Annotated in this window: 9 protein-coding genes, 2 tRNA genes and 1 pseudogene; 3 read left to right on the top strand and 9 right to left on the bottom strand. The window is 72.8% G+C overall.

Going from position 1 to position 13,829, the window contains the following annotated elements:
- Positions 1-93: 93 nt before the first annotated feature.
- The 4 genes from ACWDGI_RS07550 to ACWDGI_RS07565 all read right to left on the bottom strand — a co-directional run bounded on the left by ACWDGI_RS07550 (position 94) and on the right by ACWDGI_RS07565 (position 5,327).
- On the bottom strand, positions 94-882 hold the full coding sequence (locus tag ACWDGI_RS07550) for a S16 family serine protease (protein ID WP_450756311.1): 789 nt from the start codon (positions 880-882) through the stop codon (positions 94-96).
- 66 nt (positions 883-948) lie between these two features.
- A complete protein-coding gene (locus tag ACWDGI_RS07555; protein ID WP_450756313.1) occupies positions 949-1,590 on the bottom strand; it encodes an IclR family transcriptional regulator in 642 nt (213 codons plus the stop codon).
- Between the two features lie 386 nt (positions 1,591-1,976).
- A complete protein-coding gene (locus tag ACWDGI_RS07560; RefSeq protein WP_450756315.1) occupies positions 1,977-3,773 on the bottom strand; it encodes a DEAD/DEAH box helicase in 1,797 nt (598 codons plus the stop codon).
- Positions 3,774-3,893: 120 nt separating this feature from the next.
- On the bottom strand, positions 3,894-5,327 hold the full coding sequence (locus ACWDGI_RS07565; protein WP_450756317.1) for an MFS transporter: 1,434 nt from the start codon (positions 5,325-5,327) through the stop codon (positions 3,894-3,896).
- Between the two features lie 208 nt (positions 5,328-5,535).
- On the opposite strand from ACWDGI_RS07565, the gene ACWDGI_RS07570 reads away from it, so the two are divergent.
- Together ACWDGI_RS07570 and ACWDGI_RS07575 are read left to right on the top strand one after the other, a co-directional pair.
- A tRNA-OTHER gene (locus tag ACWDGI_RS07570) sits at positions 5,536-5,633 on the top strand.
- Between the two features lie 20 nt (positions 5,634-5,653).
- A tRNA-Cys gene (locus tag ACWDGI_RS07575) sits at positions 5,654-5,728 on the top strand.
- 48 nt (positions 5,729-5,776) lie between these two features.
- Here the strand turns inward: ACWDGI_RS07575 and ACWDGI_RS07580 are convergent.
- Positions 5,777-6,496 (bottom strand): SDR family oxidoreductase, encoded by a 720-nt coding sequence (locus tag ACWDGI_RS07580; RefSeq protein WP_450756319.1) that lies wholly within the window; start codon positions 6,494-6,496, stop codon positions 5,777-5,779.
- Positions 6,497-6,759: 263 nt separating this feature from the next.
- Here ACWDGI_RS07580 and ACWDGI_RS07585 point away from each other — a divergent pair.
- Positions 6,760-6,999: pseudogene (locus tag ACWDGI_RS07585) on the top strand (response regulator transcription factor); the annotation flags it as partial.
- Here ACWDGI_RS07585 and ACWDGI_RS07590 read toward each other — a convergent pair.
- The 4 genes from ACWDGI_RS07590 to ACWDGI_RS07605 all read right to left on the bottom strand — a co-directional run bounded on the left by ACWDGI_RS07590 (position 6,954) and on the right by ACWDGI_RS07605 (position 13,662).
- Positions 6,954-8,132 (bottom strand): SUKH-4 family immunity protein, encoded by a 1,179-nt coding sequence (locus tag ACWDGI_RS07590; RefSeq protein ID WP_450756321.1) that lies wholly within the window; start codon positions 8,130-8,132, stop codon positions 6,954-6,956. The pseudogene ACWDGI_RS07585 and the gene ACWDGI_RS07590 overlap by 46 nt on opposite strands.
- A 480-nt stretch (positions 8,133-8,612) precedes the next feature.
- On the bottom strand, positions 8,613-10,925 hold the full coding sequence (locus ACWDGI_RS07595) for a xanthine dehydrogenase family protein molybdopterin-binding subunit (RefSeq protein ID WP_450756323.1): 2,313 nt from the start codon (positions 10,923-10,925) through the stop codon (positions 8,613-8,615).
- Positions 10,922-12,772, bottom strand: a complete 1,851-nt coding sequence (locus ACWDGI_RS07600) for a 2Fe-2S iron-sulfur cluster-binding protein (protein WP_450756325.1) — start codon at positions 12,770-12,772, stop codon at positions 10,922-10,924. Before ACWDGI_RS07600 ends, ACWDGI_RS07595 begins: the two co-directional genes overlap by 4 nt.
- Complete coding sequence (locus tag ACWDGI_RS07605) at positions 12,769-13,662, bottom strand: FAD binding domain-containing protein (protein ID WP_360489483.1); 894 nt, start codon at positions 13,660-13,662, stop codon at positions 12,769-12,771. Before ACWDGI_RS07605 ends, ACWDGI_RS07600 begins: the two co-directional genes overlap by 4 nt.
- Positions 13,663-13,829: the final 167 nt, after the last annotated feature.

Below are 13,829 nucleotides of genomic sequence, written 5' to 3' on the forward strand. Positions count from 1 at the left end.
GCACGCTCGGCGCCCCTTTCAGGGGCGCGGGGCCGTATCACTGTGCGGCTCCGCCGCGCGGGCGCGATCAGCCCCCACGCGCCGCGCCAAAACTCAACAGCTGGGAACCTTCGTCCCCTTCTCCAAGGCGACCAAGTCGGACACAGCCCCCTTGAGACTGGTCACCGGCACCAGCCGCAACCCCTTCGGCAGCTCGGCCTTCGCATCGGCGCACTCGTCCTTCGGCACCAGAAAGACCGTCGCCCCGTCCCGCCGCGCGGCCTGCGTCTTCAGCGCCACCCCGCCCACGGCCCCCACCGTGCCGTCGGCGCTGATGGTTCCCGTACCGGCGATGTTCTTCCCCCCGGTGAGGTCTCCCCCGCTGCCGTTCCCGTCCAGCTTGTCGACGATTCCGAGCGAGAACAGCAACCCCGCACTCGGCCCGCCCACGTCCGCCAGCTTCAAGGTCACCTTGACCTTGTCGGCGTTGAGATTCAGGTACTTCAGCGCGGCCTGCGCCGCCGCGTCCTGCGACTGCTCCATCTGCTCGGTGTTGTGCTGCTCGATCTCCTTGACGTTGTCGCCGCTCGGATACACCGAGTCGCGCGGCATCACCGCCCGGTCCGTGCGGAACCAGTTGCCGAGGACGTCGCCCAGCGACACCCGGGTGTCCGGCCCGGTCGCCTCGATCGTCGTCATCCGCAGCTGCCCGCCGGTGGTCCGGGTGGGCGCCCCGGAGATGGTGATCACCGGGGTGCCCTGGTTGTCGCCGAGCACGTTCGCCGTCATCCCGGGCTGGGCCACCGAGAACGGCAACGGTGCGAAGACGGCCGTACCGATCAGAGCCACGACGGGAACCGCACAGACGGCGACGGCCTGGAGACGCGTGAGACGTGAGAGCACGGAGTCAATCTAACGCGACGACGTGGCAACCACTTCAGGCCACCGCCCCGGACCCTCGCCGGACCCTCAGCGCAACGCCTCCGCGACCTCCCGTGCCGCGTCCATGACCCGCGCCCCCACCCGCTCGGGCACGGCGTCGGCCAGCATCACGACCCCGACGCTCCCCTCGACCCCGGTGACCCCGAGCAGCGGCGCGGCCGCACCGCTCGCACCGGCCTCCAGCTCGCCGTGGGTCAGCGTGTACCCGGGTTCGTCCTTCGGCGAGTGCCGTGCGGCCAGGATCGCCTTCCCGGCGGCCCCCCGGTCCAGCGGGTGCCGGAACCCGGCCCGGTAGGCCACGTGGTAGTCGGTCCAGGTCGGCTCGACGACCGCGACGGCGAGCGCCTCGGTCCCGTCGACCAGCGTCAGATGTGCCGTCGCCCCTATGTCCTCGGCGAGCGACCGCAGGGCCGGCAGCGCGGCCTCCCGTACGAGCGGATGCACCTGCCGTCCCAGCCGCAGTACTCCGAGGCCGACCCGGGCTCGCCCGCCCAGATCGCGCCGTACCAGCGCATGCTGCTCGAGCGTGGCAAGCAACCGGTACACCACGGTCCGGTTCACGCCCAGTTTGGTGGAAAGCTCGGTGACGGTCAGCCCGTGGTCCGTGTCGGCCAGCAGCTTGAGGACCCTGAGGCCCCGGTCGAGCGTCTGAGAGGTCTCCGCGGTCACGACGCCCACTCCTTAAGTGGTGAGGTCGGCAGCCTCCGACGCGGCGGATGCGTCGCCGAGTCCCGTCAGCGACGCGCTTCAGAGGCCGCCGATCGGCAGGACGGCCCGGCGGCTCCGGGCCCAGTCGCTTCACGGCTGCGCTCCGCGGCGGCGCTGCCACGGGGCGTGTGCGTAGCCGGACAGTAGCGAAGGGGGTTCGCTGAGCGGAAGCCTCCGTCCAGAATCCGGTCACGCTCGGGTACGGACTACTTCGGTATGTGACGGTATGCGCCCACGTATCGCGTCCGAAGAGGCCAGGTACCGGGCCCGAGGGGGCACGAGGCCATGTCGACATGCGGCTCCGCCGCGTGGGCCGGACAAGCCCCCGCTCACCCGCGGCCGACCGGCTACCTCATACGCGTGGCCCACTCCTGCACCTTGGCGATCCGCTGCCGGAGCTGTCCCGCCGTGGCCTCCGCGCTCGGCGGCCCCCCGCACACCCGGCGCAGCTCGGTGTGGATCACCCCGTGCGGCTTGCCGCTCTGGTGCACATACGCGCTGACCATGGTGTTCAGCTGCTTCCGCAGCTCCATCATCTCCTTGTGGGAGACGACCGGCCGCCGTTCCGCGGGCAGTTCCAGCAGGTCGGCCTCGTCGTCCGGCTTCTTGCGGCTGTGCGCGATCTGCCGGGCCTGCCGCTTCTGCAACAGCAGCTGCACCTGGTCGGGCTCCAGCAGGCCCGGGATGCCCAGGTAGTCCTGCTCCTCCTCGCTCCCCGGGTGCGCCTGCATACCGAACTCGGCACCGTCGTACAGCACCCGGTCGAAGACGGCCTCGGACTCCAGCGCCTCGAAGGCGAACTGCTCCTGCTCGCCGGTGTCCTCGTCCTGCTCCTTGTTCGCCTCCTCCATCTCCTTCTCGGACTCGGCGTACGGGTCCTCCTCGCCGTCCTTCTTCGGCTTGTCGAGGGCGTGGTCGCGCTCGACCTCCATCTCGTTGGCGAAGGTCAGGAGATCCGGGACGGTGGGCAGGAACACGGAGGCCGTCTCGCCACGGCGCCGGGACCGTACGAAACGGCCGACGGCCTGGGCGAAGAAGAGGGGAGTCGAGATGGTGGTGGCGTACACCCCGACGGCGAGCCGGGGGACGTCGACGCCCTCGGACACCATCCGCACCGCGACCATCCACCGGTCGTCGCTCGCGCTGAAGTCGTCGATCCGCTTGGACGCACCGGTGTCGTCGGAGAGAACGAGGGTGGCCTTGTTCCCGGTGATCTCACGGATGAGCTTGGCGTAGGCGCGGGCCGACTCCTGGTCCGAGGCGATGACCAGGGCCCCGGCATCCGGAATACCCTTCCGCACCTCCGTCAGCCGCTGGTCGGCGGCGCGCAGCACGGCCGGCATCCACTCACCGCGCGCATCGAGCGCCGTACGCCAGGCCTGGCTGACGGCGTCCTTCGTCATCGGCTCGCCGAGCCGCGCGGCGATCTCGTCACCGGCCTTCGTCCGCCAGCGCATGTTGCCGCTGTAGGAGAGGAAGATGACCGGCCGCACGACATGGTCGGCGAGCGCGTTGCCGTACCCGTAGGTGTAGTCGGCGGCGGACCGCCGGATCCCGTCCTGCCCCTCCTCGTACGTCACGAAGGGGATGGGGTTGGTGTCGGACCGGAAGGGCGTACCGGTCAGCGCCAGCCGCCGGGTCGCCGGCTCGAACGCCTCCAGGCAGGCCTCGCCCCAGGACTTGGAGTCGCCGGCGTGATGGATCTCGTCGAGGATGACGAGCGTCTTGCGCTGCTCGGACCGGTTGCGGTGCAGCATCGGCCGCACCCCGACACCGGCATAGGTGACGGCGACCCCGTCGTACTCCCGGCTGAGCGGTCCGGCGCTGTACTCGGGATCGAGCTTGATCCCTATCCGCGCCGCTGCCTCCGCCCACTGCTTCTTCAGATGCTCGGTGGGGGCGACGACGGTGACCTGCTGCACGACATGGTGGTGCAGCAGCCAGGACGCGAGGGTCAGCGCGAACGTCGTCTTGCCGGCGCCGGGCGTGGCGACGGCGAGAAAGTCACGCGGCTGCTCCTGGACGTACTTCTCCATGGCCCCCTGCTGCCAGGCACGCAGCTTGCTGGCGGTACCCCAGGGCGCCCGGCCGGGGAAGGCCGGCGAAAGGTGATGGGAGGAGGAGGAAGCGGCGGTGGTAGTCACGGTCTCCGTAGTAAGGGGGTCGGGCGGCCACGTATGCGTATGACAACCGGGCCACCCTACCGGCGCCCTGTGGCGGTCAACGCGCAGACAAGCCCGCCTCACCCTCGGGTGGGACTCACGTCACAGATCACGAAGCCGGGTCGTCACCCACACCCCGACGAGCGCCACGGCGGCCATCGGCAGGAACACGACGGCGAAGGCGACCGGATGGGAACCGGAACCGGCCGTCCCGGTCATGCTGCCGCCCCCCAGGGAGGCGAAGGCGGCGCCGGCCACGGCGAGCAGGACGACGTTCGACAGGGCGTCGGAGATCTGCAGGGCGGCCGAGTTGGCGCCGGCCTCCTGCGGGGCGGAGAGCCGCAGCATCAGCACGCTCGACGAGGCGATCACCAGGCCCATCCCGAAGCAGCCGAAGGCCCAGGCGACGGCGACGATCCACACCGGCACGCCGTGCACGAGCACGCTGGGCGCGGTGGCGATCGCCGCGGCGACCAGCACCATCCCGAGGGTCATCAGCCGCTCCCGGTACGGCGCCACGCGCGGCCGCGCCTGCACCCACGAGCCCAGCGCCCAGGTCACCCCGCCCGCCGCCAGCGAGAACCCGGCGAGGGTGGGCGAGAGGCCCCGCTGGGTCACCAGCATCAGCGGCACGAAGGACTCGGCGGAGACGAACGCACCGGCCGCGACCCCGCGCAGCAGGACCACCGACGGCAGCCCGCGGGCCGCCCGGTAGGTCCCGCGGGGCAGCAGCCCGAGTACGGCGGGGACCAGCAGCGCACCCCCGACGGCCCCCGGCAGCAGGGAGAGCCACCGCTGGTCCTGAGCCGCGTACTGCAGCAGCCCCACGCCGGCGGAGATACCGAACGCGAGCCGGAGCCGCCGCCGTTCGAAGGTCTCCCGCGCCCGTTCCGCGACCGGCCCGCCGGCCCGGCGCCGTATCTGGGGGAGGGCGAGCGCCGCCGGAAAGACCACGAGCACCGGGATGCCGAGGAACACCCACCGCCACCCGAGGTGCTCGGTCACCGCGCCGGCGGCCAGCGGCCCGACGATGGACGGCACCACCCAGCCGGCGGCGAAGGCCGCCATGATCGCGGGCCGCAGCCGCTCCGGATAGGCCCGCCCCACCACCACGTACAGCGCGACGATGACCAGGCCGCCGCCGAACCCCTGCACGGCCCGCCCCAGGATGAACACCCACATGACCTGCGCGGTCCCGGCGACGACGAGCCCCGCGGCGAAGGCCCCGATCCCCGTGGTCAGCGCCCCGAGCGGCCCCCTCCGGTCCGACCACTGCCCGGACAGCACCATCCCGAACAGACTGGTCGTGTAGTACCCGGAGAAGGCGAACGCGTACAGCGACACCCCGTCCAGCTCCCGGGCGGCCACGGGCATCGCGGTCCCGACGGCGGTCGCCTCGAAGGCGATCAGCAGCACCACGGACACGATCCCGACGCTCAGCGCCCGGTACGACCGCCCCAGCACACCCGCACCACCGGCTGCGTCATCTGTCGTCTCATCTGCGACAACGGCGTCGCTGGGCTCAAGAGCGGTCATACCGACCAAGGTAAGCCCCGATCCCCACCTTGGCCCCTGTCCCGAGCCCCACCCCACCTCGGACCTTGGTCGTAGACCTCCCATCCGCCCTCCCTTCGTGAACGCCACATGGCAGTCCCATTGCAGCCCCACCGATTCCCTTGAGCCCCTCACCCACCCACCCTTACCTTCGAATCACCGACCCGGCCGAGGGGCCGAAGTCGGCAACGGCCGTGAGCCCGAGCGGTTCGGGGACGCGCCTGCGCTGCATCCACCGGCGAGCTCCGCTCGCGGGGAGTCACGCGGGTTCGATTCCCACCACGGCCGTGACGGAAGAAGCTGTTCCCGGCCGTGTGCCCGAGTGGTTCAGGGGCTCGCCTGCAAAGCGAGTTACGTGGGTTCGAATCCCGCCATGGCCTCCAGTGCGTCGCGCACGTCCGCGCGCGGCGGAAGACCCGGAAGGGTCGTCCTCAAGCGCCGGCGCGGCCGATGCTCGCGCCGCCGTCGACGCGCAGGACCTGGCCGGTGATGAAACCCGCCTTCTCGGAGAGCAGGAAGGCGATGGCGGCCGCTAGCTCGTCCGGACGCCCGAACCTCCCCATCGGAACAGTCGCCAGGTAGCGGGCTGCCGAGGCCGACCCGGGCGGGTTGGTCTCCTGGAACAACTCGGTCTCGGTGGGGCCCGGGGCCACGGCGTTGACGGTGATCCCATGTGCGGCGAGCTCTCCGGCCCAGCCTCGTGTCAGGAACTCCAGGGCGGCCTTGGCCGCACCGTAGGACGTTCGATCCGGCAGACCCAGGGTGACCAGGCTGGTGAGGTTCACCACGCGACCCCAGGACCGTTCGAGCATCCCGGGCAGGACGGCCTGGACGATCTGGACCGCGGTGCGCACGTTCATGTCGAGCACCGCGTCGAGATCGGGCAGAGCGACCTCCCCGACGGGCGCGGGTCGCACCGTCCCCACGTTGTTGACCACGGCGTCGACCGGTCCCGAGCCCATCACTTCGCCCAGAACCCGAGCGGTGGCGGCACGGTCGGCGAGGTCGGCTTCGTGGAACTCACCGGGAAAGGACCGCGGGGCGCTGCGGGCGATACCCACGGGGGTATGGCCTTCTCCCGCCAGTTGCTCCGCGAGGGCGCGGCCGATGCCCTTGGACGCGCCCGTGATGAGTACTCGCCTGCGAGTCATGGGTCTACTCCTTTGCTGCGCTGATCCGCGCATCGACGGTGCGGGGCGTGGGCGCCCGGTACGGCCGAGCGATTTACCCGTCTTGCAGGAGGATGACCGGATAAGGCGTTGTTCTGTGACAGTGCTGCGGCCGTGACGGGCGCCGCTCCCGTCCGCCGCCCTCTCCTGTCCCCCGTGCGAGCTACGTGCAGGTGTCCACCGTGTGGTGACGATTCCGCGGGCCGCGATCCGTGGCGTTCGGGCCAGTTCCGCGGCGGTTGGGCAGCGAGATCGCCGCAACCCTGCTGATCAGCCCGGAGACCGTCAAGACCTTCGTCTCCCGCATCCTCACCGAGCTCGGCCTGCGCGACCGCGTCCAGGCGGTCGTCCACGCCTACCGCCGTCCAGGCGGTCGTCCACGCCTACCGCCAGGGGCTGGTGGTCTGACCTCCCCCGGTCCCCGCTCGCCTCCGGCCGCTCAGAGCACCCCGCCCGCCTCGTCCTGGAACAGCTCCGTCCAGTAGTGCCACTCGGCGTCCATCGTCGTGGGGGTCGGGTCGATGGTCGCGAGGGTGTGCAGCATGGTCGCGGCGAGCTGGTCGTAGGCCTCCGTGGTGAGTTCGTGGCCCAGGTGCTCGTCGATGGTGCGCTCGTGGTGGAGGAGCCAGAGGGTGAAGGCGAGCGTGGAGATGTCCGTGTTGAGGGGGTAGAGGGTCGCCTCGGGCTCGGAGAAGTTGAGGATCGCGCCCGTGGTGCCGTCCACGACCAGGCTGTTGTCCTCGACCAGGTAGCCGAGGCGTATGAGGTGGTCGGCGTGGGACGGCAGGGCGTCCAGGGGGAAGCCGCCCGGCTGTACGTCGGTGAAGTACTCCTTGAGGGTGGGCAGCGGGGCGTCCGGGTCGAGGTGGAAGAGGACCGCGTTCTCCGGCAGGCCGGTCTCGCGCAGGAAGCGGCGGGTCGGCAGGTGGGTGAGCGTCGGCGGGAAGTCGACCTCCTCGAAGCGGGCCACCCGGCCCTGCCCGAACTCCTGGTCCAGCAGCCGGGCCGGCAGGTCGACGGCGAGCCCGGAGTCCGTGCCGGGGCCCGCGATCAGGCCGAGCGGGCGGATCAGTGCCGTCGCCTTCCAGTACGGCGGGACCCGGCCTGCCGTGCCCTCCTCGAAGAGCTCCAGGAGCTTGCGGGAGGCCTCGGTGGCCGCCTTGGTGCCGTAGGTCCCGGCGAGGGAGGCGAAGCGGCCGCGCAGGCCGGTCAGTTCCTCGGTGACCGCGGCGAAGCGCAGCAGCGTCTCCAGCGAGGGCGCCAGCGGGCGCGGGTCGGCCGGGTCGACCAGGTACGCCGTGCTGATCTCGCCGGTGCCGCCGTCGAGGAGGATCGACTCCGTGTCCAGGCCGGCCGGGGCCAGCAGTTCGCCTATCACCAGCCGGTCCCGGAGCTCCTCCGCGAGCCGGGACGGGCCTGCCGTGACGTCCGCGACGTCGGCGAGCGTGCGCAGGCCGGCCGTGCGGAGCGGTTCGAACGTCAACAGGCCGCCGGTGTCGGGGAGTCCGGGGCCGGTGAGCCACATGCGGGTCGGTTCGTGCGTGATGTAACGGTCCAGTTCTGCCTCGGTCAGCGTGATCGCCGCCGCACCGCTGCCGGTCGTGCTGGTCGTGCTCATCGCTGCCCCCGCGATCAAAGAGTTCAGGAAATGCAAGTGGGTCGGAGTGGTGTGCCGTAGGCCGTCCTGAGCAGGGCATGGTGTGCCGTTCGGGCTTCCCCTCCGAAACGGCCGTCCCCACTGCCCAGAACACTACGCCGCGCCACTGACAACGCCCCGTGGAAAAGAGACGTCAGGCGACCCTCGACCGTTCCGTCCCGGTGGGAATCGCCGCCACCGTCTGTTCCACGGTCAACGCCGAGGTGCCCGGCCACAGACCCGACGCCCGGGCGCGCAGCCGTGGTTCCGCGTCCAGGTCGGTGATCGTCCACGCGGTTCCGTACCCGGCCTTCGGCGGCCCAGCCGCCCGCTACGCCACCGCCTCGGGGCTGGGGGCGAGGACGACGACGTCCAGCGTTCGGCTTGCCCGACGCCTCCCCCACTGCCCGAAGGGCGTGGGCGGTGCACCCATCCCCGCGATCACGACGAGCCCGGACAGGCTCACTGGCCGGTGACCACCGCGGCCTGCGGGCGGATCGGGAGGCGGTTGACCGGGCGGCCGGTCGCCGCGCGGACGGCGGAGGCGATGGCCGCCGGGGACGTCACGACCGGTACCGCGCTGACCGACTTGGCGCCGAAGGGCGCGACCACGTCCCGCTCCTCGACGAGCCTGACGATCCGGATGTCCGGCGCGTCGAGGGCGGTCGGCAGGGCGTATCCGGTGAGGTCGGGGTGGCGGATCAGCCCGCGCGGGGTGCGCAGGTTCTCCGTGAGCGCGATGCCGACGCCCTGGGTGACACCGGCCTCGATCCGCGCGTTGAGCTGCGCCGGGTTGAGGACCCGGCCCACGTCCTGGGCGACGGCCAGCTCCACGACCCGGACCGAACCGAGCTCGATGTCGACGTCGACGACGGCGCGGATCGCGCAGAAGGCGAGACCGACGAAGGCGTCGCCCTGGCCCTCCGCGTTCAGCGGCTCGGTCGGGTGCGGACGGCACTGTGCGGTGGCCCACAGCTCCTTGCCGTCCATCGCCTCGGTGACGGTGGTCGACAGGACGCCGTCGTACGACGTGATCTTGCCGTCGGTGATCTGGAGGAGTTCGGTGGACATGCCGAACTTGTGGGCGAGGGGCTGGAGGAGCTGGGTGCGGACCATCTTGGCCGCGCGTTCGACGGCTCCGCCGGAGACCCAGGTGTGGCGGCCGCGGCAGCCGGGGCCGGCCGGCGGCTGGTCGGTGTCGACGGGTGCCACGTGGACCTCGTCGATGCCGAGGGTGTCCTGGACGATCTGGCGGGCCAGGGTGGTGAACCCCTGGCCGGTCTCCACGGCCGCGCAGAGCACGGTCGCGATGCCGTCGTGGACCTTGACGGTGGCCGTCGAGACCTCGTCGGCGCCCTCGGCGCCGAGCATGTGGACCATGCCGAGGCCGTAGCCGACGCCCCGGCGCACCGCGCCCGGCTCGCCCGCGCCCTCGGGGCCGCCGGGCAGCAGCCACTCGTCCTCGGGGGTGTCCTTGGGGAGCGCGGGCAGCGGGAAGTCCCGTACCGCCTGGAGCAGCTCGGCGACGGGGGCCGGGCAGGTCACCGTCTGGCCGATGGGCAGTACGTCGCCGGTCGCGAGGGCGTTGCGCAGGCGGATCTCGGCGGGGTCGATGCCGAGCTTCTTCGCCAGCTTGTCCATCTGCGCCTCGTAGGCGGCGCACACCTGCATGGCGCCCTCGCCGCGGACGTGGCCGGAGGGCGGGTTGTTGGTGCGTACGGCCCAGCCCTCGATGAAGGCGTTCGGGACGACGTAGGGGCCGCAGGCGAAGGAGACGGCGGCGGCCAGGGACTCGGCGGAGGTGTCGGCGTAGGCGCCGGCGTCGAGCAGGATCTGGGCCTCGACCTTGACCAGCTTGCCGTCGGCGTCGGCGTGGTGCCGGTAGCGGAGCAGGGTGGGGTGGCGGTGGGCGTGGCCGAGGAAGGACTCCTCGCGCGTGGCGGTGAGTTTGACCGGGCAGCCGGTCTTCAGGGCGAGCAGGCCGAGCGGCAGCTGGAAGCCCTGGTCCTCGCGGTCGGCGGTGGCGCCCGGCACGCCGGTGACGACGATCTTCACCTGTTCGAGCGACAGGCCGAAGCAGGCGGCGGCCGTGTTGCGGTCGGTGTGCGGGTCGGTGGAGGCCAGGTACAGCTCGACCCCGCCGTCGGGGCGGGGCACGGCGAGTCCGGCCTCGGCGCCGATGGGGGCCGGGTCGGCGCGTCCGATGCGGTACTGGCCCTCGACGACGATCTCGCCGGCCGCGTCCGGGTCGCCGTGGCGCAGTGGGATGTGCCGGATCAGGTTGCCGTCGGGGTGCAGCGGCTCGGCTTCGAAGGCCTGCTCGGGGTCGATGACCGGGTCGAGCACCTCGTACTCGACGATGACGGCGGCGGCGGCCATCCGGGCCGTGTCGGGGTGGTCGGCGGCGACGGCGGCGATGGGCTCGCCGTGGTGCCGTACGACCTCGGCGGCGAACACCGGGCGGTCCGGGGTGCCGCGGCCGTGGCGGGGGGTGCCGGGGACGTCCTCGTGGGTGACGACGGCCCGTACGCCGGGCATCTCGCGCGCGTGGCTGGTGTCGATCGACACGATGCGCGCGTGCGGGTGCGGGGAGCGCAGTACGGCCGCCCAGAGCAGGCCCTCGGCCCACAGGTCGGCCGCGTACGGGAAGGTGCCCTCGGTCTTCGCGCGCGCGTCGGCGGGTGGCAGCGACACGCCGAGGCCGTGCGGCAGCGGCTCGGGGGCGGGGACGGCGCTCTCCGCGGCGGTGGTCGTGGTGACGGTCTCGTTGGTCACGCCTGGCCTCCGTCCGAGCCGTAGGGCTGGTCGCCGTAGCTCTGACTCTGGTCGCCGAACGTCTGGTCACCGCCGTACGACTGGTCGTACGACTGCTCGCGCCGGGCGTCGTACGACGACTGCTCGCGCTGGGCGGGGGACGCGAAGGTGCCCGGGGAGTCGAACGCCGACGCGTTGACGCCGCCGGCTCCCGGTCCCGCCTGATGCGGAATACGGGCCTCGTCGCCGTCCGTCTCAGCGTCGGCGGCGGCGTGTGCCTCGCGTTCGGCGACGACCTCCTGGACGGCGTCCAGGACACCCCGGTAGCCCGAGCAGCGGCAGAGGTTGCCGCACAGGGCCTGGCGGGTCTCCATCTCGGTGGGGGCCGGGTTGCCTTCCAGCAGGTCGTGGACGGTCATGGCCATGCCCGGGACGCAGAAGCCGCACTGGACGGCTCCGCGCAGGGCGAGCGCGCGCTGGACGTCGGAGGGCCGGCCGTCCTGGGCGAGGCCCTCGACCGTGCGGACCTCGCTGCCGGCCGCGGTGACCGCGGGGACCAGGCAGGAGGCGACCAGGCGGCCGTCGACCTGGACGTTGCAGGCGCCGCATTCGCCCTGGGAGCAGCCGTCCTTGGCGCCGGCCAGGCCGAGGCGCTCGCGGAGGACGTAGAGGAGCGACTCGCCGATCCAGGCGTCGGTGACGGGGCGGTCGGTGGCGTTGACGCGGAGGACGTAGGAGGCGAGGGGGTGGTCGTCGAGCGCCTCGGCTTCGCCTTCGGCGTGTTCCGTCCCGTCCGCGCCGGACGTGCGGCTTTCGTCGTCGGGTGCGGGTGGCCCCTGCGAGGGCGCGTCGCCGTCGGCGGCCTGCGGGTCGGCGGTGGGGCGGCGCGGGTCGAAGCTCCCGGTGGGGTGCTGGGCGGGCGTGCCGTGGGGTTCGTCGTCTTCGCCGGGCCGGGCCGGGCCGGTGGCGGTCGCGGGGCCCGCATGGCCGGCCGCGGCCTCGTGCCCGACCGCGGTCTGCCCACGGGGGTCGGCCGGATCTCCGGGCGCGGTCGGCCGGCCGGCCGCGCGCGACCCTCCGGGTCCGGGCGGGGCGCCGGTGTCGGGCGATCCGCCGCCTGCGTGCGGGGCGCCGGTGTCGGGCGACTCGCCGAAGTCGCGGCGTGCGGCGGCGTCAAGTGACTCGGCGACCCGGTGCAGTTCGCCCGTATCGGCCCGTTCACCCGGTTCGTCCACCTCGGGCGCGCCGGGCCCAGAATGCGCGTCAGCGGGCCCGGAGGCGAAGGCGGGGGCCTGAGTGCCACCGTGGCCCACTGGGGCGCCTGAGGGCGCCCCGGGGGCCTCCGTGGGGTGCTCCCAGGCCGGGACCTCGGCCGCCCAGGGCGCGGGCGCGCCGCCCGGCAGGGTCGCCGGCGGCGTGCCGCCCCACTGCTCCATGAGCGCGGATGTGGTGAACTCGCCCGATTCGTCGGGAACATCACCGCCCGCGACCGGAATGGACCACTGCCCGGTCACATCGTGACCGGGCGCGGGCGGCGGCTCCTCGTACGTCCACTGCTGGGTCGCCGCCGGCTGGTACGTGAACCGGTCGTCGGCGGGCCGCTCCTGGGGGACCGCGTTCGGGTCGGGCCACCGACCGCCGTCGGCCGGCGCGCCCCAGGTCTCGCTGTCGGGAGCGACCGCTATCTGCGGCGGCACGTAGCCGTGCCCGGGCGCGGCCAGGGGGCTGTCACGGGACAGCAGGGCCTCGATGCCGCCCTCGGGGAGTTTCACGAAGGCGGTCGCGCCGTCGTCGTAGTCGCCCTGGGGCAGCGGGTCCCAGCGGCCGCCACCCGACGGCGCGCCCTCTCCGTGCTGTTCGTCGGTCATGACAGCGCCCTCCCCAGTGCTCGTCGGGCCAGCGCGGCGACAGTGCGCCGCAGGTGCAGTACGGCAGGCGGAAGCGGGGGCACCGAGCCGTCCGGCTCGGGTGCCGGGTCGGGGATGCAGGCGGCCGCGACGTACTCGCCGAAGGCGTGCAGCGCCTCCGGGACGAGCGCGCGGTCGTTGTCCCAGTCGATCAGCCGGGCCACCCACTGCTCGGCCTCCAGCGGCCGCAGCGGCATCGGCGCTATGGCTCCGACGGCGCATCTGACCCCGCGCCGCGCGGGGTCGAGGACGAGGGCCACGGAGGCCACCGAGCGGCCGGGGCCGGTGCGGCCGGTGGCCTTCAGGAAGACCTGCGGGGCGTGCAGCAGCGGCACGCGCACGAAACCGATCAACTCGCCGCCGCGGAGCATCTCCACGCCGGCCAGCAGGTGCGACACCGGGATCTCCCGGCGGGAGCCGCCCGGCCCCGCGATGATCAGCGTCGCCTCCAGGGCGGCGAGCACCGGCAGCGCGTCGCCGGTGGGCGCGGCCGTGGCGATGTTGCCGCCCAGGGTGCCCGCGTTGCGGATGTGGGGCGGACCGGCGGCCCGCGCGGCGGCGGCGAGCGCCGGGATCAGGGCCGCGAAGTCGGGACGGCCCATGCGCGCATGCGTGAGTCCGGCGCCGAGCAGCGCGTTGCCGTCCTGGTACTGCCAGCCGCGGATCTCGCTGATCCGGCCGAGGCCGACCAGGGCGGCGGGCCGGAGCTGTCCGGAGTTGACGGCGGCCATCAGGTCCGTACCGCCCGCCACGGGGACGGCGGCGGGCATGGCGGTGAGGGCCGCCACTGCTTCGTTCAGTGTCGTGGGCAGCGTGACGGACTGCGCCGCCTGCGGTGCGTGCGTGGTCAAAACCGGCTGCCCCTTCCCGCTGCCCCCACCTGGTCCCACCTGTGTGGCCGTACGGTACGTGCTCACAGGGCGGACGTGGCAACTCTGGCACATCTTCGCAAGCCTCGAACGCACGGGTCCGCTAGGAGGCATTCGCCCACCTCACCGGCAACTTGGTCCGTTTTCGT

This window comes from Streptomyces sp. NPDC001220 (assembly GCF_053597895.1).

What these genes read in the sequence shown, in the direction of transcription:
- ACWDGI_RS07565 (WP_450756317.1), bottom strand. Translation starts at nt 5,327, where the DNA reads ATGACCGCTCTTGAGCCCAGCGACGCCGTTGTCGCAGATGAGACGACA.
- ACWDGI_RS07580 (WP_450756319.1), bottom strand. Translation starts at nt 6,496, where the DNA reads ATGACTCGCAGGCGAGTACTCATCACGGGCGCGTCCAAGGGCATCGGC.
- ACWDGI_RS07590 (WP_450756321.1), bottom strand. Translation starts at nt 8,132, where the DNA reads ATGAGCACGACCAGCACGACCGGCAGCGGTGCGGCGGCGATCACGCTG.
- ACWDGI_RS07600 (WP_450756325.1), bottom strand. Translation starts at nt 12,772, where the DNA reads ATGACCGACGAACAGCACGGAGAGGGCGCGCCGTCGGGTGGCGGCCGC.